The sequence below is a fragment of the Dyella koreensis genome (genome assembly GCF_044904565.1).
Taxonomy (GTDB): domain Bacteria; phylum Pseudomonadota; class Gammaproteobacteria; order Xanthomonadales; family Rhodanobacteraceae; genus Dyella_D; species Dyella_D koreensis.
This window is the reverse complement of record NZ_JADIKD010000012.1, coordinates 716,253-734,055: the sequence shown is the minus strand read 5'-3', so window position 1 is coordinate 734,055 and position 17,803 is coordinate 716,253. Positions and strand designations below refer to the sequence as shown.

Sequence of the window (17,803 nt, the reverse complement as noted above, 5' to 3'; positions counted from 1 at the left end):
CCGGGTCTTCCCCATGGCCGCGCCGCTCCCCCTTGGTTTCCGAATTCTTGCAAACTATGGGGGCAGACCTTATTTCTCTCCTGTCTCACGGATTGCCACAGCGCATGCCCCACCCACTTGGCCATGACATCGATGCTCGCGCACGACGCCTGCTGCGCACGCTGATCGCGCAGTATCTGGCCGACGGCGAGCCGGTGGGATCGCGCACGCTATCGCGTTCGTCGGGCCTCGACGTGAGCCCGGCCACCATCCGCAACATCATGGCGGACCTGGAAGAGGCCGGCCTGGTTGCCTCACCGCACACTTCGGCGGGCCGCGTACCGACTCCGCGCGGCTTGCGCCTGTTCGTCGACAGTCTGATCGAACTCCAGCCGCTGCCGCTCGAAGACATGGCGCGCCTGCAGCGGGAACTACCGCCGGGGCCGACCACGACCCGCGACCTGCTGGGTAACGTGTCCAGCCTGCTTTCGGCGATGACGCATTTCGCCGGCGTGGTCACCGTGCCGCGGCAGGTGGATTTCCCGCTGCGCCATATCGACTTTGTGCCGCTGCCCGAATCGCGGGTGCTGGTCATCCTGGTGTTCTCGGACAACCAGGTGCAGAACCGGGTGGTGCAGTTGGCGCGCCCGCTGGATGGCCGGGAGCTGGAACAGGCCGCCAACTATCTCAATGCCCACTTCGCCGGACTGCGCCTGGACGACATCCGCGCGCACCTGCTGCGCGAACTGCGTGAAGCCAGCAGCGAGCTCAACCAGCTGCTTTCCAGTGCGGTGGAGCTGGCCGCGGCATCGTTCGCGCCGCAGAGCGAGGCCGACGATGTGCTGGTCAGCGGCCAGACCAACCTGATGGGCTATTCGGAGCTGGCCAATCTGGAGCGCCTGCGTGAGCTGTTCGAGGCCTTCCAGAAGAAAAACGAATTGGTTCAGTTGATGGAAGTCTGCGCCCGGGCACCCGGCGTGCGGCTGTTCATTGGCGAGGAATCGGGCTTTGCCGCGCTGGACGGGTGCAGCGTGGTCACGGCCAGTTATGGCGCGCAGGGGCGCGTGTTGGGGGCGGTTGGGGTGATCGGCCCCACCCGCATGGCTTACGAACGTGTGATCCCGGTGGTGCAGGCCACGGCCGGATTGCTTAGCGACGCCTTGAATCGCGCCGCCACGGCCTTATAACCGCCCCGGGAGGCGGGGTTTTACCCGCGATATTTGTTGACGGTCGGCACAGCGTGCCGGCCATGGATGAGGTTTGGAGTCTTTCATGCAAAACAACGATCCGCGGGTGCCGAACGGGGCATCGGATGCCAACGCGCCAGAGGCGCAGCCAAACGCCGAACTGGAGGCGCTGAAGGCCCGCGTGGCTGAGCTCGATGCCGCCAATACCGAGCTGCGCGAAACCGTGCTGCGCGAGAAGGCCGAGATCGAGAACCAGCGCCGCCGTCTGCACCGCGATCTGGAGCAGGCCCGTCGCTTCGCCAACGAAAAGCTGCTCAACGAACTGTTGCCGGTCTACGACGGACTCGAAAGTGGCCTGGCAGTGAAGAACAGCAGCCTGGACAGCATGCGTGAAGGCATCGAGCTCACCCTCAAGTCGCTGCTGAAGATCGCCGAGAACAACGGCCTGGTCCAGGTCGACCCGCTGGGTCAGCCGCTGGATCCGGAGCGCCATCACGCCGTAAGCATGGTCGAGGCCCCGGGCCATGCCCCGAACACGGTGGTCAGTGTGCTGCAGAAGGGCTACGTGTTGAACGACCGTTTGCTGCGTCCGGCGCTCGTCGCGGTCGCGAAGGATTGAAACCGTTTTGCGCTGGCGAGGCAGCCTGAACAACGGCTACTCCAGCGGCTTCACTACACATAACGAGGGTTCGCCGGCACGTTGAATCGCCAGGGCCGGGCCCCATCTGACAAAACAGCGCGGCCGCGGGGCTGCATAGATATTCGGAGCATAGATATGGGCAAGATCATCGGCATCGACCTGGGTACGACCAACTCCTGCGTCGCCGTGATGGACGGCACCACGGTCAAGGTCATCGAGAACTCGGAAGGCGATCGCACCACGCCGTCCATCGTGGCTTTCGGCAAGGATGGCGAGGTGCTGGTTGGCGCGTCGGCCAAGCGCCAGAGCGTGACCAACCCGAAGAACACTTTCTACGCGGTGAAGCGCCTGATCGGCCGCAAGTTCACCGACAAGGAAGTGCAGAAAGACCTGCACATCGTGCCTTACGGCATCGTCGCCCACGACAATGGCGACGCCTGGGTGCAGAAAGCCGATGGCACCAATATGGCGCCGCAGGAAATCTCCGCCAAAGTGCTGGCGAAGATGAAGAAGACCGCGGAAGACTATCTCGGTGAGACCATCACAGAAGCCGTCATCACCGTGCCGGCCTACTTCAACGACAGCCAGCGCCAGGCCACCAAGGATGCCGGCCGCATCGCCGGTCTCGACGTCAAGCGCATCATCAACGAGCCGACCGCGGCCGCGCTGGCCTATGGCCTGGACAAGAAGGGCGGCGACCGCAAGATCGCGGTGTACGACCTGGGCGGCGGCACCTTCGACGTCTCGATCATCGAGATCGCCGAAGTCGACGGCGAGAAGCAGTTCGAAGTGCTGGCCACCAACGGCGACACCTTCCTGGGTGGCGAAGACTTCGACATGAAGGTCATCGATTACCTCGTCGAGGAGTTCAAGAAGGACCAGGGCATGGACCTGAGCAAGGATCCGCTCGCTCTGCAGCGCCTGAAGGACGCCGCCGAGCGTGCCAAGATCGAGCTGTCGTCCAGCCACCAGACCGAAGTGAACCTGCCGTACATCACGGCTGACGCTTCCGGTCCGAAGCACCTCAACATCAAGCTGACCCGCGCCAAGCTGGAAGCGCTGGTGGAAGACCTGATCAAGCGCACCATCGAGCCGTGCCGCACCGCGTTGAATGACGCCGGCCTGCGCGTGTCCGACATCAACGAGGTGATCCTCGTCGGTGGTCAGACCCGCATGCCCAAGGTGCAGGAGTCGGTGAAGGACTTCTTTGGCAAGGAGCCGCGCAAGGACGTCAACCCGGATGAAGCCGTCGCCGTCGGCGCAGCCATCCAGGGCGGCGTGCTTGGCGGTACCGTGAAGGACGTGCTGCTGCTCGACGTGACCCCGCTGTCGCTGGGTATCGAGACCATGGGCGGTGTGATGACCAAGCTGATCGAGAAGAACACCACGGTGCCGACCAAGGCGGCGCAGGTGTTCTCGACCGCCGACGACAACCAGACCGCGGTGACCGTGCACGTGCTGCAGGGTGAGCGCGAGCGCGCGAGCGCCAACAAGTCGCTGGGCAAGTTCGACCTGCAAGGCATCGAGCCGGCGCCGCGCGGCATGCCGCAGATCGAAGTCACCTTCGACATCGACGCCAACGGCATCCTGCACGTGACGGCCAAGGACAAGAAGACCGGCAAGGAACAGAAGATCGAGATCAAGGCCGGTTCGGGCCTGTCCGAGGAAGAGATCGCCCGCATGGTCGCGGACGCCGAAGCCAACAAGGAAGAGGACAAGAAGTTCCACGAGCTGGTCGCCACCCGCAACAAGGCCGACCAGTTGGTGCACGCTACGCGTAGCGCACTGAAGGAGCACGGCGGCAAGGTGCCGGCCGAGCAGCTCAGTGTGATCGAAGGTGCGCTGTCCGAGCTGGAGAAGGTCAAGGACGGCGACGACAAGGCTGCGATCGAAGCCAAGGTCGAGAAGCTGGAGCAGGCTGCGCAGTCGCTGTACGCAGCGGCCCAGGGCGGCGCTCAGGCGGATGCCGGTGCGCAGGCAGGCCCGCATGGCTCGTCCCAGCCGGACGACGTGGTCGATGCCGAGTTCACCGAGGTCAAGGACGACAAGAAGTAATATAGGCCGGTCGGCGCTGCCGATCTGACGCAGCCCGCGCCGGGGATTTTCCTTGGCGCGGGCTGTTTGTTGAATAGGCATGGATCGCGTGATTCATGTGAACGCGATTCGAGTCGGATGCACGAATGAGCAAGCGTGATTACTACGAAGTCCTCAGTGTCGAACGCACGGTCACTGAGGTCGAGCTGAAGAAATCCTTCCGCCGTCTGGCGATGAAGTACCACCCGGACCGTTGCCCGGACGATCCGCATGCGCAGGAGAAATTCAAGGAGGCCAAGGAGGCCTACGAGGTGCTCTCCGACGCGCAGAAACGCGCAATGTACGACCAGCACGGACACGCCGCTTTTGAGCACGGTATGGGCGGCGGTCGCGGTGGCGCCGGCTTTGGCGACATGGGCGACATCTTCGGAGATATCTTCGGCGACATTTTCGGCATGGGCGGTGGTCGCGGGCGCGCGCGGCGCGGCGCGGATCTGCGTTATCTGATGGATCTTGACCTCGAAGAAGCCGTGTTCGGTGTCGAGAAGAAGATCGAAGTGCCGACCCAGGTCAACTGCCACCATTGCAATGGCAGCGGTTCGGAAGACGGTAAGGTCGTACAGTGCAAGACCTGCCAGGGGCACGGCCGCGTGCGCATGCAGAACGGCATTTTCTCTATCCAGCAGGCGTGCCCGCATTGCGGCGGCAGCGGCCAGGCGATCGAGAAACCCTGCAGGCAATGTCGTGGCGAAGGACGCCTTGAGGAAACCCGCACGTTGTCAGTGCGCATTCCCGCTGGCGTGGACAATGGCGACCGCATCCGTCTGACGGGGCAGGGTGAAGCAGGCCCGGCCGGCGCTGAATCCGGCGACTTGTATGTGGAAGTGCAGGTGCGAGAGCACGCCATTTTCCAACGTCAGGGCAATGATCTTTATTGCGAGTTGCCGATTCGCTTTGCACAAGCGGCGTTGGGCGCAGAGCTCGCTGTGCCGACGCTGGAAGGCGAAGTGCCGATCCAGATTCCCGCCGAAACGCAGACCGGACAGCAGTTCCGTTTGCGCGGGCGTGGTGTGAAATCGGTGCGCAATGGTCGTGCTGGTGACCTGATCTGCCACGTTGTGGTCGAAACGCCAGTGCGCCTGACCAAGCAGCAGCGCGATTTGCTTGAGCAGCTCGAGGCCACCTTCAGCGAAGGCGATGCCGACAGGCACATGCCGCGTGCAAAGACCTGGGTGGATGGCGTCAAGCAGTTCTGGTCGCGCGTGACGTCCTGATTGTCTTTGGCATGTACGCCAGCCGATGCTGGCGTTAGCATCGCCCATCCCTCGTTGTCGCTGTAACCGGAGTTCCGCATGAGCCGCCCCGTTCGTCTTGCCGTTAATGGCGCCACTGGCCGCATGGGGCAGGCCCTGCTTGGATTGCTGCGCGACGATGCGCGCTTTGAACTGGTGGCGGGTATTACCGCCGCCGATGCGCCACTACTGGGCAGCCCAATTTATCCCGGTACGGATGGTTTGCGCTTTACCCATGACTGGCCGGCGGCGAACTCGCTCGATGTCGTGATCGATTTCAGCGGGCCGGCTGGGCTCGGGGAAGCGCTGGATTATTGCGAGTCGCAGAGCGTCGCTCTAGTCACGGGTACCACGGGACTCGATAAGGCCATGCAGGATCGGCTTGCCGATGCATCGCAGCGCATCGCATTGCTGCGTGCGGCCAATTTCAGCCTCGGTGTGGCGGTGCTCAAGCGCTTGCTGCGCGAGGCCTCGGCGGCTTTGCCTGACTGGGATCTGGACATCATCGAGGCACATCACAGCCGCAAGGTGGATGCGCCTTCCGGCACAGCCCTGGCTTTGGGCGAAGCGGCTGCCGCCGCGCGTGGCACCACGCTGGCCGAAGCCGCGGTGTATGCCCGCGAGGGCCTGACGGGGCCACGTCCGTTCGGCACGATCGGTTTTGCCACGGTGCGCGGTGGCGACATCGTGGGTGAGCACGAAGCGCTGCTGATGGGGCAGGGCGAGCGTATCGAGCTCAATCATCGCGCCACGGATCGCTCGATCTTTGCGCGAGGCGCTATCGAAGCGGCGCATTGGTTGGCTGGCCGTGCGGCCGGCGCGTATGACCTGGACGCGATGCTGACCGAGCGCGTTGCGCGCTGACATCACAGCGCTGATCGGCTTGCCTGGTTCGAGTCGGGCCTATACCATCCCGTCCGTTGTCATTGGGGAGTAGCCATCCTCACCCCTGAGGGCCGTCATGGCCTTCGTATCCAGAGGAATCCGCGTCAACAGACTTGAAGCTTCGGCTTCATGGCGCGGATGGCGTCGCGAACCGATATCGTCGGTATCGCGCCCGCCCGGCGAGACCTTTGGCCACGACGTGCTCACCCGGCCGGGCGAGGTGCGTCGTTGCGCCAATGGTTTTCCGCTCGCTCGGCCGTGGAATTTCACATGCTTACCGCTCTGTTGTTTCTGCTTTCCGCTGGCGCGATCTATTTCGCCTGCGAGTATTTCGTCAACGGCGTTGAATGGTTCGGGCGCAAGCTCAGTCTGGGTGCCACGGCGACGGGCACCGTACTTGCCGCGTTTGGTACGGCTTTGCCGGAAAGCGCGGTGACCTTCGTCGCAGTGGTGTTCGGCGCCACACCGGAACAGAAAGACATCGGCGTCGGCGCTGCGTTGGGCGGCCCCCTGGTGCTGGCGACGATTGCTTATGCCGTAGTTGGTATCGCGCTATGGAGTAACCGGCATCGTTTGCAGCGACGCGACAATTTGGTGCGCGTCGAGCATGGCCGGTTGGCGCGTGATCAGGCGTGGTTCCTGGCGATCTTTGTGGTCAAGTGCGGGCTGGGCTTGGTGGCCTTTGCGTTCAAGCCATGGTTGGGCGTGCTGTTTCTGGCCGCGTATGGCATCTACGTATGGCGGGAATTGCAGGACGACGACACTGCACCGGAAGAAGAGGAACTCGAGCCGCTGAACTTCCAGCCGCATGCGCTGGATCCGGCACTGTCGCGCGTGTTCCTGCAAACCGCCTTGGCGCTGATCGTGATTGCCATTGCCTCGCATACCTTCGTCAAACAGATCGAAGCGATCGGCGTGGCCCTGCAGTTGTCGCCGCATTTGGTGGCTTTGGTGTTGAGCCCGGTGGCGACCGAATTGCCGGAAACGGTCAATGCGTTGATCTGGGTGCGGCAAGGTAAGGAGCGTCTCGCGTTGGCGAATATCTCCGGTGCCATGATGATCCAGGCCACCATTCCCAGTTCACTGGCTTTGTTTGGCACGCCCTGGCTGTTTGATGCGCCGCTGATGGTGGCCGGTGTGCTTACCGGCGTCGCGGTGATTTTCTTGTGGTGGCTGTTTCACCGCGGTCGCGTGGACGCGCGCTGGATCGTTCCGGTGGGGCTGCTCTACGGTGTCTTTGCTGCCTACGTTGCCTGGCATTTCACCGCATAGTGAGTGCGGGCGGCGGCGCTGCCGCCGCCGTCTGTCCATCAATTGAAGTTGCTGTGCGAGAGCATGCCGAAGCACGCGGCGACCAACAGCAATGCCACCGCAAAGATGGATGCCAGCCCCAGGAGCAGGCCTTTGCCAGTGCGCGGCTTAGTGCCGTTAGTCATCAGCATGATGCCCCATACCAGAATGCCTACTGGCGGCAGCCACCAGGCCAGGAGACCTGCCTGGCTGCATAGGGCTTCACCGACGAGGAAGGTGACCCAGGCCAATAGAATGCCGGCGATCAGCGAGCCTTGACCGGGCGGCGGCTCAGGCTGTTCGGGCGGCAGCGGAGCTTGGTCAGGCAACCTCGTCTCACTCATGTGAGCGTCCTCTCGATGGTGCGGGTCTGTTCGATTTCCTTGCGCAAGGCCTGCAGGCGTGCGGCCTTGTCGTCACGGTAGAACAGATTGAACGTGTCGAACGGGATGATGCGGCCGTCGGGCTGGGCAATATGCACGCAGGATTTCTTGACGGCGCGCAGATCGAAACCATGAGCATCGATGAACTGCATGATCAGCACGCGGAACACGTTGCGATACGACAGGTCGGACGGCGCCTGCACCTGTGGCAGGCAGCACAGCAGGTCCGAGAGTGAGCAGGCCTGTGACTCGGGCGAATGATTGGTGGCGAACAATTCGAAGACATGCGCGCGCAGTTCGTCATCGCGCTCGACCACGATGGTGTTGCGTCCCTTGCTGACCAGCGTTTCCGGCGAGACGAAACGCGTCAGGGGCAACACCCGGTCGCCCAGCGTCAGGGCATAAGCCATGGCAAGGCAGTCAGGGTTGCACGGCACCGGGATCAAATCGTCTGGCTGGAACAGAGGGCTTTGTTCCAGGATGCGCCGGCGCACTTCGCTAAGCGTGAGTCGGTTGTGCTCCGGGTCATAGCCCTCCAGACGGCCGGCCGCCTGAATGGGCTGGAAAGTGACGCCGCGGACACAAGGCTGGCGCAACGCGAAATCGATGATCTCACCGAGCTCGCCGTCGTTCAGTCCTTTCTTGACAGTCACGACCAGCGTGGTCGAGATGTCATGGCGATTGAGGTGTTCCAGCGCTTTCAGGCGCACATCGCGCAGTTTGGCGCCGCGCAGATCTTTATGTACTTCATCACGCAATGAATCGAACTGCAGATAAAGCTCGAAGCCTGGCTGGTAGTCGGCCAGGCGCGCGGCGAAATCGGGTTCCTTGGCGATCCGCAGGCCATTGGTGTTGACCATCACATGGCGAATCGGCCTGCGCTTCGTGGCATCGAGGATGGCAAAGAAATCCGGATGCAAAGTCGGCTCGCCGCCGGAGAGTTGCACTACGTCCGGCTCGCCTTCGTTCGCCACGACGGCATCCAGCATGCGCTCCACCGTGGCCAGATCGCGGAATCCCGGGCGATGCGGGCCACTGTCGGCATAGCAGATAGGACAGCGCAGATTGCAGTGGTCGGTGATTTCGACCAGGGTAAGGCAGGAATGCTGCATATGCTCGGGGCACAGACCGCAGTCATATGGACAGCCAAAGTGCTGCGGTGTGTTGAAGCGCATCGGCAGTTCGGGTGGCTTGATGTAGAGCTCGCGGCATTGCCGGTAGTACGCGGCATCGTCGGCGATCAGCACACGCTCGCGGCTGTGATGCGGACACCACTTTTCCAGATAGACGCGCTCGTCCTTGATCAGGATCTTCGCCTCGACTCGGCGCAAACACTGGGTGCAGATGGATACCGCACTGTCGTAGAACAGATAAGGCCTTACCTTGGCTCCCACGCGTTTCGCCTCCTTGCAAACAACGCCCGCAGCACGCGGGGGATGTCCCGATAGTAGTGGAGCAAGCCGGCCAGACACAGCAGCTGCAAACCCGATAGGGCATGCAGATAGGCATAGGGCAGGGGCTTGATGAATTCCACCAGCAAGCGGAATGACAGATAGCCGATCATGAAGGCGCGAAAGCGATCGCCTGGCTCAACCAGGGCCGTGCGGCGGAAATGGATCAGCGTGTACTGGGCCAGCAGGAAGGCGATTTCGTAGAGCTGGGTCGGGTGGCGCGGTTGTCCGTCGCCGAAATCCACCGCCCATGGCAACGTTGTGGGATTGCCGTACGTATGATCACTAAGCCCTGCCATGAAGCAGCCAACGCGGCCGATGCACATGCCGACCGTCAGCGGCAGCACGAAGGCGTCGCCGGTGGATTGGCGCACGCCGGCGATCTTCTTAGCGAGTTCCACGCCGGCCAGGCCACCCAGCAGAGCGCCGATGATGGATTTGCCCTCAAGCAAGTGCGCGAGATCAGGGAAGTCCCGGAACGCGGCCAGCGGATCGTCCAGCCAGAACGCGAGCTTCGCGCCCAGCGCCGCGCCGACAATGGCGCCGACACCAACCCATGCAACGTGATCGTCGTGAGTGAATGCGCTTGGCGCGAGCTTTTTGCGTGTCCACAGGAAGGTACGGAAACCCACGGCATACGCGAGCATCTCAAAAACCGTATGCAGCGCTACTGGGCTCATGGCTGGCCTCCCATCCGTGGGGTCATATCCGTGGTGGAGTCATGGATTCAGGACTCGCCCAGCCGGGACAGCTCCAGTCGTGCCGCCTTGAGCCAGGCCTGCTCCTTGCGACGGTAGTAGCCTGGCATCAATTCGGCGCGCTTGAGTTGGCCGTGCAGTACATCGCGTGCTTCGGCATGGCGCTGGGTGCGACCGAGCAGGCGGCCGTAGCGGAAACGGCCTTCCTCGCCCGGGTAGCTGTCAGCCAGTACCCGGTACTCCTCCAGTGCAGCGTCGGTCTCGCCGAGCTCTTCCAGGCAGCGTGCGTAGAGCAGATGCCCATCGCTGGATTTGTAGTTGGGATTGGCCTTGATCAGGGCTTCGAGGGTCAGGCGCGCGTCGGCGTAGCGTTCGTTGCCCGCCTGCGCCTGGGCCAGTCCGAGCATGAAATCAGGATCGGTGGTGTACATGCCGGTAAGCAGGCCTTGGTAGAGCTCCTGTGCATTGGCGTAATCACCTTGCTGCAGGCACTCGTCGGCGAGCCGCCGGCGGTTGTCGACGGTGTTGCTCAATTCGAGTTGCCGCTGTAGTTCGCGCCGGCGACGCTGCGGGTCGATGACCTGCATGGCCTTGCTGGCGGCTTTGCGGCCGCGAGGGTCGTGGCGCAAGTCAGGGATGACTGCTACCAGCACATACACCAGCACGGCGAGATATGAGCCGATCAGGAGCAGCCAGATCCAGTACAGCGGCCGGCCGCTGCGAACCACGTGGACGGCACAGGCCACCTGCAAGGCCAGGGACAGCAGGAGCACGAAGGGCATGGGTTCCCTCGAAGACGGTCGGAACGGCGAATGCTACGACACGTGCCGCGTGCAGGGGAGCAGGCTTAGGGGTTTAGTCCCGGTGCGCGGCGTTGCGGTCGCGGTCCGCGCCCAGCTTGCGGTCCAGCGAGCCGAACAGCTTTTTGAAGGTGCGGGCGAACTTGCCGCGCTTGGTCTTGCGCAGCTTTTCTTCTTCGCTGGTCAGCCAGGCAACCTGGATCACCCGGCGCTCACCTTCATAAGGCAGGTGGCCGTGGAACGAGTTTTCGCAACGCTTGAATACCGCGAACTCGCCATACAGCGGCTTGAGTTCCGGTGCGACGGTGTTGTCGATGTTGTCGATGCTGCTGAGGAAGCGCAGGCAGCCATCGCTGGTGTCCGGCCACTGCGAGTTGAGATAGAGCAGGGCGGTGGCGACCTTCGACGTGCTGTCTGTGTGGATGGTGCCGTGGCGCTTGTTGAGCGAGCGGCACAGAGTAACCAGGGTCGGATACTGGCCGAGGCCTTCGATACCCAGGCGTTTGCCGATAGCGCTGGCGAACTCCGGCGCGGTCAGTTTTTCGACCAGGGCGTTGACGGACGGGCCGCAGTCGCTGGGGTCGTAAGGGAAGAAGCCGGCGCTGGTGTAGCGCGGGAAGTCGCGCTCCAGCTCGCTGCGGAATTCATCCGGCAGCTGGCCGTGCGCGATCATGAACGGGAACGGTTCCAGCCTTATATCCGTGTCCGGGCGGTCAAAGCGGGCAGGATCGAGCAGAACGGCGGCGCTCATGGGTGTGTGCATCTCCTTCGGAACGGGCGGTAGTGTAACGCTTCGCCTGTCTCGCGGCTGACACAAAGACGTGCTTTTCACGCTTCTCGCGGTGGACAGACAGCCGCCTCGCACCTATCATTGCGACCCGCCCTGTGACTTTCCTCGACCAAGGTCCACAAGCCTGCTTTGAGCGGCTTGCGGACTTTGCTGCACCTAAAAGGCGGCCTCCATGCCTATTTCTGCTCTGCTTGCCCTCGAAGATGGCAGCGTGTTCCACGGTCACGCCGTGGGCGCGACTGGCGAAACCGTCGGCGAGGTGGTTTTCAACACCGCCATGACCGGCTATCAGGAGATCCTCACCGATCCCTCGTACTCGCGTCAGATCGTTACCCTTACGTATCCCCATATCGGCAACACCGGCGTCAATGCCGAGGACGCCGAGTCCACTGCTGTGCATGCCGCTGGCCTGATCGTGCGCGACGTGCCGCGTCGTGCCAGTAACTGGCGCAGCAGCGAAAGCCTGACCGATTACCTCAAGCGCCACGGCATCGTGGCCATCGCCGGTATCGACACCCGCCGCCTGACCCGCATCCTGCGTGACAAGGGTGCGTTGGCCGGCTGCATCGTGGCTGGCGAGAACGTGGATGCCGAGGCCGCACTGGCGAAGGCTCGCGCCTTCCCGGGCCTCAACGGCATGGACCTGGCCAAGGTGGTCAGCGTCACCAAGCCTTATGGCTGGAAGGAAGGCGTCTACGATCTGGATCGCACGGCCTTCAATCAGCCAGCCATGCGTTTCAAGGTGGTGGCCTACGACTTCGGCGCCAAGCACAACATTTTGCGCCTGCTCGCCGAGCAGGGTTGCGATATCACCGTTGTGCCGGCGCAGACGCCGGCCGCCGAAGTGTTGGCGATGAAGCCTGATGGCGTGTTTCTGTCGAACGGCCCTGGCGATCCGGCTGCCTGCGATTATGCAGTCGCTGCCACTCGCGCATTCCTCGACGCCAAGATCCCGCTGTTCGGCATCTGTCTGGGTCACCAGATCATGGGTCTGGCGATCGGCGCCAAGACGCTGAAGATGAAGTTCGGCCACCACGGCGCGAACCATCCGGTGAAGGATCACGACGACGGCCGCGTGCTGATCACCTCGCAGAACCATGGCTTTGCGGTGGATCCGGCGACGCTGCCGGCCAACGTGCGCGTCACCCACACCTCGCTGTTCGATGGTTCGCTGCAGGGCTTCGCGCTCACCGACCGGCCGGCGTTCTGCTTCCAGGGTCACCCGGAAGCCAGCCCCGGTCCGCACGACATCGGATATCTGTTTGATCGTTTCGCCAAGCTGATGCAGGAGGCCCGCTGAGATGGCCAAGCGTACCGACATCAAGAGCATCCTCATCATCGGCGCCGGCCCGATCGTCATCGGTCAGGCCTGCGAGTTCGATTACTCCGGCGCGCAGGCATGCAAGGCGCTGAAGGAAGAGGGCTACCGGGTCATCCTGGTGAACTCCAACCCCGCCACGATCATGACCGACCCGGAGACGGCCGACGCGGTCTACATCGAGCCGATCAACTGGCAGACGGTGGAGCGCATCATCGCCAAGGAGCGCCCGGACGCGGTGCTGCCGACCATGGGCGGCCAGACCGGCCTCAACTGCGCGCTCGATCTCGCTGACAACGGCGTGCTGGAAAAGTATGGCGTCGAGCTGATTGGTGCTTCGCGCGAAGCCATACGCATGGCCGAGGACCGCGAGCTGTTCCGCGTCGCGATGTCCGAGATCGGCCTGGAGTGTCCGAAGGCGGAGGTTGTTCGCACCTTCGAGCAGGCGCTCGTCACGCAAGCCAAGGTCGGTTATCCGACCATCATCCGCCCCAGCTTCACGCTCGGCGGCTCGGGTGGCGGCATTGCATACAACCGCGAAGAGTTCGAAGAGATCGTCAAGCGCGGTCTCGAGCTGTCGCCGGTGGGCGAGGTGCTGGTCGAGGAATCCGTGCTCGGCTGGAAGGAATTCGAGATGGAAGTGGTCCGCGACAAGGCGGACAACTGCATCATCGTGTGCTCGATCGAAAACCTCGATCCGATGGGCGTGCATACCGGCGACTCGATCACCGTCGCTCCGGCGCAGACGCTTACCGACAAGGAATACCAGCGCCTGCGCGATGCTTCCATCGCGGTACTGCGCAAGATCGGCGTGGATACCGGCGGCTCCAACGTGCAGTTCGGCATCAATGCCGAGAACGGCCGCGTCGTTGTGATCGAAATGAATCCGCGCGTGTCGCGTTCGTCGGCGCTGGCGTCGAAGGCTACGGGTTTCCCCATCGCCAAGATCGCCGCCAAGCTGGCCGTTGGTTACACGCTGGATGAGCTCAAGAACGACATCACTGGCGGCCTGACCCCGGCATCGTTCGAGCCGACCATCGATTACGTGGTTACCAAGATCCCGCGTTTTGCCTTCGAGAAATTCCCGTCGGCGGATGCCCGCCTCACGACTCAGATGAAGTCGGTGGGCGAGGTGATGGCGATGGGCCGCACCTTCCACGAATCGCTGCAGAAGGCGCTGCGTGGCCTGGAGATCGGCAAGACCGGCCTCAACCCGACCGGCCTGGATATCAGCACCGAGGATGGCTTGGCTGTGCTGAAGCGCGAACTGCGCGAGCCGCGTCCGGATCGTGTGTTCCATCTGGCCGATGCCTTCCGCGCGGGTCTTTCGCTGGAAGAGGTGCATAACCTCAGCCGCGTCGATCCATGGTTCCTGGCCGCGTTCGAAGACATCGTGCTGACCGAGAACGAAGTGCAGGCGCAAGGCGTCAGCGCGCTTGATGCGGCGCGCATGCGCGAGTTGAAGCGCATGGGTTTCTCCGATGCCCGTCTGGCCGAACTGACCGGCAGCGATGAGGCGGCCATGCGCCACCTGCGCCGCACGCTGGGCGTGCGTCCGGTGTACAAGCGCGTGGACTCCTGTGCGGCCGAGTTCGCCACCACCACGGCGTACATGTACTCGACCTATGAAGAAGAGTGCGAGGCCAACCCGACCAATCGCGACAAGATCATCGTGTTGGGCGGCGGTCCGAACCGCATCGGTCAGGGCATCGAGTTCGACTACTGCTGCGTGCACGCGGCGCTCGCCCTGCGCGAGGATGGGTTTGAGACCATCATGGTCAATTGCAACCCGGAAACCGTCTCCACTGACTATGACACTTCCGATCGCCTGTATTTCGAGCCGCTGACGCTGGAAGATGTGCTGGAGATTGTGGATCTCGAGAAGCCCAAGGGCGTGATCGTGCAGTACGGCGGCCAGACCCCGCTCAAGCTTGCGCGTGCACTCGAGGCCGCGGGTGCGCCTATCATCGGCACCTCGCCGGATTCGATCGATCTGGCGGAGGACCGCGAGCGCTTCCAGCAGATGATCGAAAAGATCGGCCTGAAGCAGCCGCCGAACCGCACCGCGCGCCATGCCGACGAGGCACTCGCTCTCGCACGCGAGATTGGTTATCCGATGGTGGTGCGTCCGAGCTATGTGCTTGGTGGTCGTGCCATGGAAATCGTCTATAGCGATGCCGATCTCTCGCGCTACATCCGCGAAGCGGTGCAGGTGTCGAACGACTCGCCGGTGTTGCTGGATCGCTTCCTCGATCACGCGGTCGAGGTGGATGTCGACATCATCGCCGATGCCGAGGGCAACGTGCTGGTCGGCGGCATCATGGAGCATATCGAGGAGGCCGGCGTGCATTCCGGCGATTCGTCCTGCTCGCTGCCGCCGTACTCGTTGACGGCCGAAGTGCAGGATGAACTGCGCCGCCAGGTCAGCCTGATGGCGAAGGAGCTCAAGGTCATCGGCCTGATGAACACCCAGTTCGCCATCCAGGGCGACACCGTATTCATTCTCGAAGTGAATCCGCGTGCCTCGCGTACCGTGCCGTTCGTGTCCAAGGCTACCGGTGTGGCGCTGGCCAAGATCGCCGCGCGTGCGATGGCTGGCCGTACTTTGCCGGCACAAGGTGCGACGCATGAAGTGATTCCGTCGTACTACTCGGTGAAGGAAGCGATCTTCCCGTTCCTGAAATTCCAGAACGTGGATCCGATCCTTGGTCCCGAAATGCGCTCCACTGGCGAAGTGATGGGTGTGGGTCGGAGCTTCGGTGCCGCCTTCGCACGTGGTCACGACGCTGCCGGCATCAAGACACCGCCGAAGGGCAAGGTGTTCGTATCGGTGCGCGATGCTGACAAGGATCGCCTGGTACCGGTGGCACGCGACGCGTTGGCAAAGGGCTTCAGCCTGGTGGCCACCGAGGGCACCGCGAAGTACCTGGCCGAGCATGGCGTGGCCTGCGAGCGCATCAACAAGGTGGCCGAAGGCCGGCCGCATATCGTCGATCTGATCAAGAACGGCGAGATCGTTTATATCGTCAATACCACCGAGGGCAAGCAGGCGATTGCTGACTCGTTCTCGATCCGCCGCGAGGCTTTGCAGCATCGCGTCACTTACTCAACCACCGTCGCCGGAGCCCGCGCGCTGGTGCATTCGCTGGACTTCCATGGGGCCGGTGAGGTGCATAGCCTGCAGGAGTTGCACAAGGAGCTGAATGCATGAGTCGTGCACCCATCACCAAAGCTGGATCGGAGCGCCTGCGTGGCGAGCTGGAGAAGCTGAAGTCGTCGGACCGGCCGCGCATCATCGCGGCCATCGCCGAGGCGCGTGCGCATGGCGATCTGAAGGAGAACGCGGAGTATCACGCCGCACGCGAGCAGCAGAGCTTTATTGAAGGACGCATCGCCGAACTCGAGGCGGCGTTGTCGACGGCCGAGGTGATCGACGTCACGCGTCTGGGCGCCGGTTCGCGCGTCGTATTCGGCGCCATCGTCGATCTGGAGGAAGAGGACAGCGGCGAGGCTGTGACCTATCAGATCGTGGGCGACCTGGAAGCGGACATCAAGCAGCGCCTGATTGCGGTGTCGTCGCCGATCGCCCGTGCGCTGATCGGCAAGAGTGCCGGGGACAGCTTCGAGTTCAGGGCGCCGAACGGTGTGAAGCGATACGAAATCACCGGTGTGCGCTACGGCTGATACCGAACCTGTAGGAGCGCACTCTGTGCGCGATCCAGCGCTATATGGCGTCCGGATCGCGCACAGAGTGCGCTCCTACAGGGGCTCTGGCGATTTTGCGGATTGCACAGGCAATAAAAAAGGGCCGCTTTCGCGGCCCTTCTTCGTGCACGTCGCTGCTGAAGATCAGCGCTGACGAGCCTTGAAACGCGGGTTGCTCTTGCAGATCACGAACACCTTGCCGCGACGGCGCACAACCTTGCAGTCACGGTGCCGCTGCTTGGCGGACTTCAAAGAGGAAAGCACCTTCACGGCCAGCTCCTGACACTTAACGGAAAAAGACAAGCTCGAAAGTGTAGCTGCTTGATTGCCTTGGAACAAGTCCGGATTTACAACAAAGGCGGAATCGCTCTCTCCTCGGCCAGGGTGGTGAGGAACTGTGCCAGCACCGGGGAGGTATCGTCTCGGCGGCTGGCGACGGCCAGCAGCATATAGGCATCGGGATCCTCCAACTGAACAAAGCTGACGCCTGCCAGGCTGACCGTGCACATGGAGGCGGGGATCAGTGCCAACCCCATGCCCGCGGCTACCAGCATCAGTAGGCCGTTGATCTGCTGGGCATGCTGTCGGATCAGCGGATGGAAACTGGCCTTGGCTGCCATATGCGCGAGCCGGTCGTATAGGGTGGCTGCCAAAGCCCGTGGCTGCACCACGAAGGCCTCGTCGGCCGCTTCGCGCAACCAGATCTTTTTGCGCGCAGCCAGCCGGTGCTCGGAGGGCAGGGCGAGAAGGAGTGGTTCGCGATCGATTTCATCCAGTCGCAGGGCGCGGGCATCGGCTTCGTGCTTGGGCACGTCGCGGACAAAACCGACATCCAGTTCGCCGGCGAGGAGCGCGTCGAACTGCGGTTCGGTGTACATCTCGCTGAGAATGACGCGAACGTGCGGCGCGTGGCGGCTGAAGCGCAGGAGAGTCTGGGGCAGGGAGGGATGAAAGGTGACTGAGACCGTATAAGCCAGGCGCAGCTGGCCGCTGAATCCGGCGGCGGCCTGCACTACTTGGCCGCGGGCTTCATCGGCTTTGGCGAGGATCTGCCTGGCCTGTTCAAGGAAAACCCGTCCGGGCTCGGTCAGCGCGACGTTGCGCTTGTCGCGGTCCAGCAGGCGCACCCCTAGATCAGATTCAAGCGACTGAATTTGCTGAGAAAGTGGCGGCTGCGAAATATGCAGGCGTTGCGCGGCACGGGTAAAACTCAGCTCCTCGGCGACGGCAACGAAATAGCGGAGCTGGCGGAAATCGAACATATATAGGGTTTACATATAAGTTTCGTCCAAAATATATATTGGTTTCTGTAATCAGTCGATCATATGCTTCACATCGTCCCGCCACCGTC

General features: G+C 62.7%; 16 protein-coding genes and 1 riboswitch. Of the genes, 9 read left to right on the top strand and 7 right to left on the bottom strand.

All coding sequences use genetic code 11. The features are described 5' to 3' along the window. The first annotated feature begins 104 nt into the window (after nucleotides 1-104). The 6 genes from hrcA to ISS97_RS18105 all read left to right on the top strand — a co-directional run bounded on the left by hrcA (nucleotide 105) and on the right by ISS97_RS18105 (nucleotide 7,289). A complete protein-coding gene (gene hrcA / locus ISS97_RS18130) occupies nucleotides 105-1,166 on the top strand; it encodes a heat-inducible transcriptional repressor HrcA (protein ID WP_379983191.1) in 1,062 nt (353 codons plus the stop codon). An 85-nt stretch (nucleotides 1,167-1,251) separates the two neighbouring features. Continuing rightward, nucleotides 1,252-1,785 carry a nucleotide exchange factor GrpE gene (gene grpE, locus ISS97_RS18125; protein WP_379983192.1) on the top strand — a complete coding sequence of 178 codons (534 nt, stop codon included), beginning with the start codon at nucleotides 1,252-1,254 and terminating at the stop codon, nucleotides 1,783-1,785. Between the two features lie 156 nt (nucleotides 1,786-1,941). Continuing rightward, nucleotides 1,942-3,861 carry a molecular chaperone DnaK gene (gene dnaK, locus ISS97_RS18120; protein ID WP_379983193.1) on the top strand — a complete coding sequence of 640 codons (1,920 nt, stop codon included), beginning with the start codon at nucleotides 1,942-1,944 and terminating at the stop codon, nucleotides 3,859-3,861. A 125-nt stretch (nucleotides 3,862-3,986) separates the two neighbouring features. After that, a complete protein-coding gene (gene dnaJ / locus ISS97_RS18115) occupies nucleotides 3,987-5,114 on the top strand; it encodes a molecular chaperone DnaJ (RefSeq protein WP_379983194.1) in 1,128 nt (375 codons plus the stop codon). Nucleotides 5,115-5,192: 78 nt separating this feature from the next. Beyond that, nucleotides 5,193-5,996 carry a 4-hydroxy-tetrahydrodipicolinate reductase gene (gene dapB / locus ISS97_RS18110; protein ID WP_379983195.1) on the top strand — a complete coding sequence of 268 codons (804 nt, stop codon included), beginning with the start codon at nucleotides 5,193-5,195 and terminating at the stop codon, nucleotides 5,994-5,996. 52 nt (nucleotides 5,997-6,048) lie between these two features. Beyond that, a riboswitch (yybP-ykoY riboswitch) is annotated at nucleotides 6,049-6,207 on the top strand. An 80-nt stretch (nucleotides 6,208-6,287) separates the two neighbouring features. Then, the gene (locus ISS97_RS18105) at nucleotides 6,288-7,289 is read left to right on the top strand and encodes a sodium:calcium antiporter (protein ID WP_379983196.1); all 1,002 of its coding nucleotides are present in this window, start codon (nucleotides 6,288-6,290) and stop codon (nucleotides 7,287-7,289) included. 38 nt (nucleotides 7,290-7,327) lie between these two features. Here ISS97_RS18105 and ISS97_RS18100 read toward each other — a convergent pair whose 3' ends face one another. The 5 genes from ISS97_RS18100 to ISS97_RS18080 all read right to left on the bottom strand — a co-directional run bounded on the left by ISS97_RS18100 (nucleotide 7,328) and on the right by ISS97_RS18080 (nucleotide 11,390). Further along, nucleotides 7,328-7,651, bottom strand: a complete 324-nt coding sequence (locus ISS97_RS18100; protein WP_379983197.1) for a hypothetical protein — start codon at nucleotides 7,649-7,651, stop codon at nucleotides 7,328-7,330. After that, a complete protein-coding gene (locus ISS97_RS18095) occupies nucleotides 7,648-9,084 on the bottom strand; it encodes a radical SAM protein (protein ID WP_379983198.1) in 1,437 nt (478 codons plus the stop codon). The genes ISS97_RS18100 and ISS97_RS18095 overlap by 4 nt, the downstream gene beginning before the upstream one ends. Continuing rightward, a complete protein-coding gene (locus ISS97_RS18090; RefSeq protein ID WP_379983199.1) occupies nucleotides 9,069-9,821 on the bottom strand; it encodes a prolipoprotein diacylglyceryl transferase in 753 nt (250 codons plus the stop codon). The genes ISS97_RS18095 and ISS97_RS18090 overlap by 16 nt, the downstream gene beginning before the upstream one ends. Before the next feature lie 47 nt (nucleotides 9,822-9,868). After that, nucleotides 9,869-10,621 carry a tetratricopeptide repeat protein gene (locus ISS97_RS18085; protein ID WP_379983200.1) on the bottom strand — a complete coding sequence of 251 codons (753 nt, stop codon included), beginning with the start codon at nucleotides 10,619-10,621 and terminating at the stop codon, nucleotides 9,869-9,871. Nucleotides 10,622-10,694: 73 nt separating this feature from the next. Further along, entirely contained in the window at nucleotides 10,695-11,390 is a 696-nt protein-coding gene (locus tag ISS97_RS18080; protein ID WP_379983201.1) for a 2OG-Fe(II) oxygenase, read from the bottom strand. 211 nt (nucleotides 11,391-11,601) lie between these two features. On the opposite strand from ISS97_RS18080, the gene carA reads away from it, so the two are divergent. The 3 genes from carA to greA are packed head-to-tail and all read left to right on the top strand — an operon-like array spanning nucleotide 11,602 to nucleotide 16,431. Then, entirely contained in the window at nucleotides 11,602-12,729 is a 1,128-nt protein-coding gene (gene carA, locus ISS97_RS18075) for a glutamine-hydrolyzing carbamoyl-phosphate synthase small subunit (protein ID WP_379983202.1), read from the top strand. Nucleotide 12,730: 1 nt separating this feature from the next. Continuing rightward, nucleotides 12,731-15,958 carry a carbamoyl-phosphate synthase large subunit gene (gene carB / locus ISS97_RS18070; protein ID WP_379983203.1) on the top strand — a complete coding sequence of 1,076 codons (3,228 nt, stop codon included), beginning with the start codon at nucleotides 12,731-12,733 and terminating at the stop codon, nucleotides 15,956-15,958. After that, nucleotides 15,955-16,431, top strand: coding sequence for a transcription elongation factor GreA (greA, locus tag ISS97_RS18065; RefSeq protein WP_379983204.1), 477 nt, complete (start codon nucleotides 15,955-15,957; stop codon nucleotides 16,429-16,431). Before carB ends, greA begins: the two co-directional genes overlap by 4 nt. A gap of 165 nt (nucleotides 16,432-16,596) precedes the next feature. Here the strand turns inward: greA and ykgO are convergent, their stop codons facing one another. Together ykgO and ISS97_RS18055 are read right to left on the bottom strand one after the other, a co-directional pair. After that, nucleotides 16,597-16,722: a type B 50S ribosomal protein L36 gene (ykgO, locus tag ISS97_RS18060; RefSeq protein ID WP_008215056.1), complete on the bottom strand. Its 126-nt coding sequence runs from the start codon at nucleotides 16,720-16,722 to the stop codon at nucleotides 16,597-16,599. A gap of 77 nt (nucleotides 16,723-16,799) precedes the next feature. After that, nucleotides 16,800-17,714 carry a LysR substrate-binding domain-containing protein gene (locus ISS97_RS18055; RefSeq protein ID WP_379983205.1) on the bottom strand — a complete coding sequence of 305 codons (915 nt, stop codon included), beginning with the start codon at nucleotides 17,712-17,714 and terminating at the stop codon, nucleotides 16,800-16,802. Between the last annotated feature and the right edge of the window lie 89 nt (nucleotides 17,715-17,803).

What these genes read in the sequence shown, in the direction of transcription:
- hrcA (WP_379983191.1), top strand. Translation starts at nt 105, where the DNA reads ATGCCCCACCCACTTGGCCATGACATCGATGCTCGCGCACGACGCCTG.
- grpE (WP_379983192.1), top strand. Translation starts at nt 1,252, where the DNA reads ATGCAAAACAACGATCCGCGGGTGCCGAACGGGGCATCGGATGCCAAC.
- dnaK (WP_379983193.1), top strand. Translation starts at nt 1,942, where the DNA reads ATGGGCAAGATCATCGGCATCGACCTGGGTACGACCAACTCCTGCGTC.
- dnaJ (WP_379983194.1), top strand. Translation starts at nt 3,987, where the DNA reads ATGAGCAAGCGTGATTACTACGAAGTCCTCAGTGTCGAACGCACGGTC.
- dapB (WP_379983195.1), top strand. Translation starts at nt 5,193, where the DNA reads ATGAGCCGCCCCGTTCGTCTTGCCGTTAATGGCGCCACTGGCCGCATG.
- ISS97_RS18105 (WP_379983196.1), top strand. Translation starts at nt 6,288, where the DNA reads ATGCTTACCGCTCTGTTGTTTCTGCTTTCCGCTGGCGCGATCTATTTC.
- ISS97_RS18100 (WP_379983197.1), bottom strand. Translation starts at nt 7,651, where the DNA reads ATGAGTGAGACGAGGTTGCCTGACCAAGCTCCGCTGCCGCCCGAACAG.
- ISS97_RS18090 (WP_379983199.1), bottom strand. Translation starts at nt 9,821, where the DNA reads ATGAGCCCAGTAGCGCTGCATACGGTTTTTGAGATGCTCGCGTATGCC.
- ISS97_RS18085 (WP_379983200.1), bottom strand. Translation starts at nt 10,621, where the DNA reads ATGCCCTTCGTGCTCCTGCTGTCCCTGGCCTTGCAGGTGGCCTGTGCC.
- ISS97_RS18080 (WP_379983201.1), bottom strand. Translation starts at nt 11,390, where the DNA reads ATGAGCGCCGCCGTTCTGCTCGATCCTGCCCGCTTTGACCGCCCGGAC.
- carA (WP_379983202.1), top strand. Translation starts at nt 11,602, where the DNA reads ATGCCTATTTCTGCTCTGCTTGCCCTCGAAGATGGCAGCGTGTTCCAC.
- carB (WP_379983203.1), top strand. Translation starts at nt 12,731, where the DNA reads ATGGCCAAGCGTACCGACATCAAGAGCATCCTCATCATCGGCGCCGGC.
- greA (WP_379983204.1), top strand. Translation starts at nt 15,955, where the DNA reads ATGAGTCGTGCACCCATCACCAAAGCTGGATCGGAGCGCCTGCGTGGC.
- ISS97_RS18055 (WP_379983205.1), bottom strand. Translation starts at nt 17,714, where the DNA reads ATGTTCGATTTCCGCCAGCTCCGCTATTTCGTTGCCGTCGCCGAGGAG.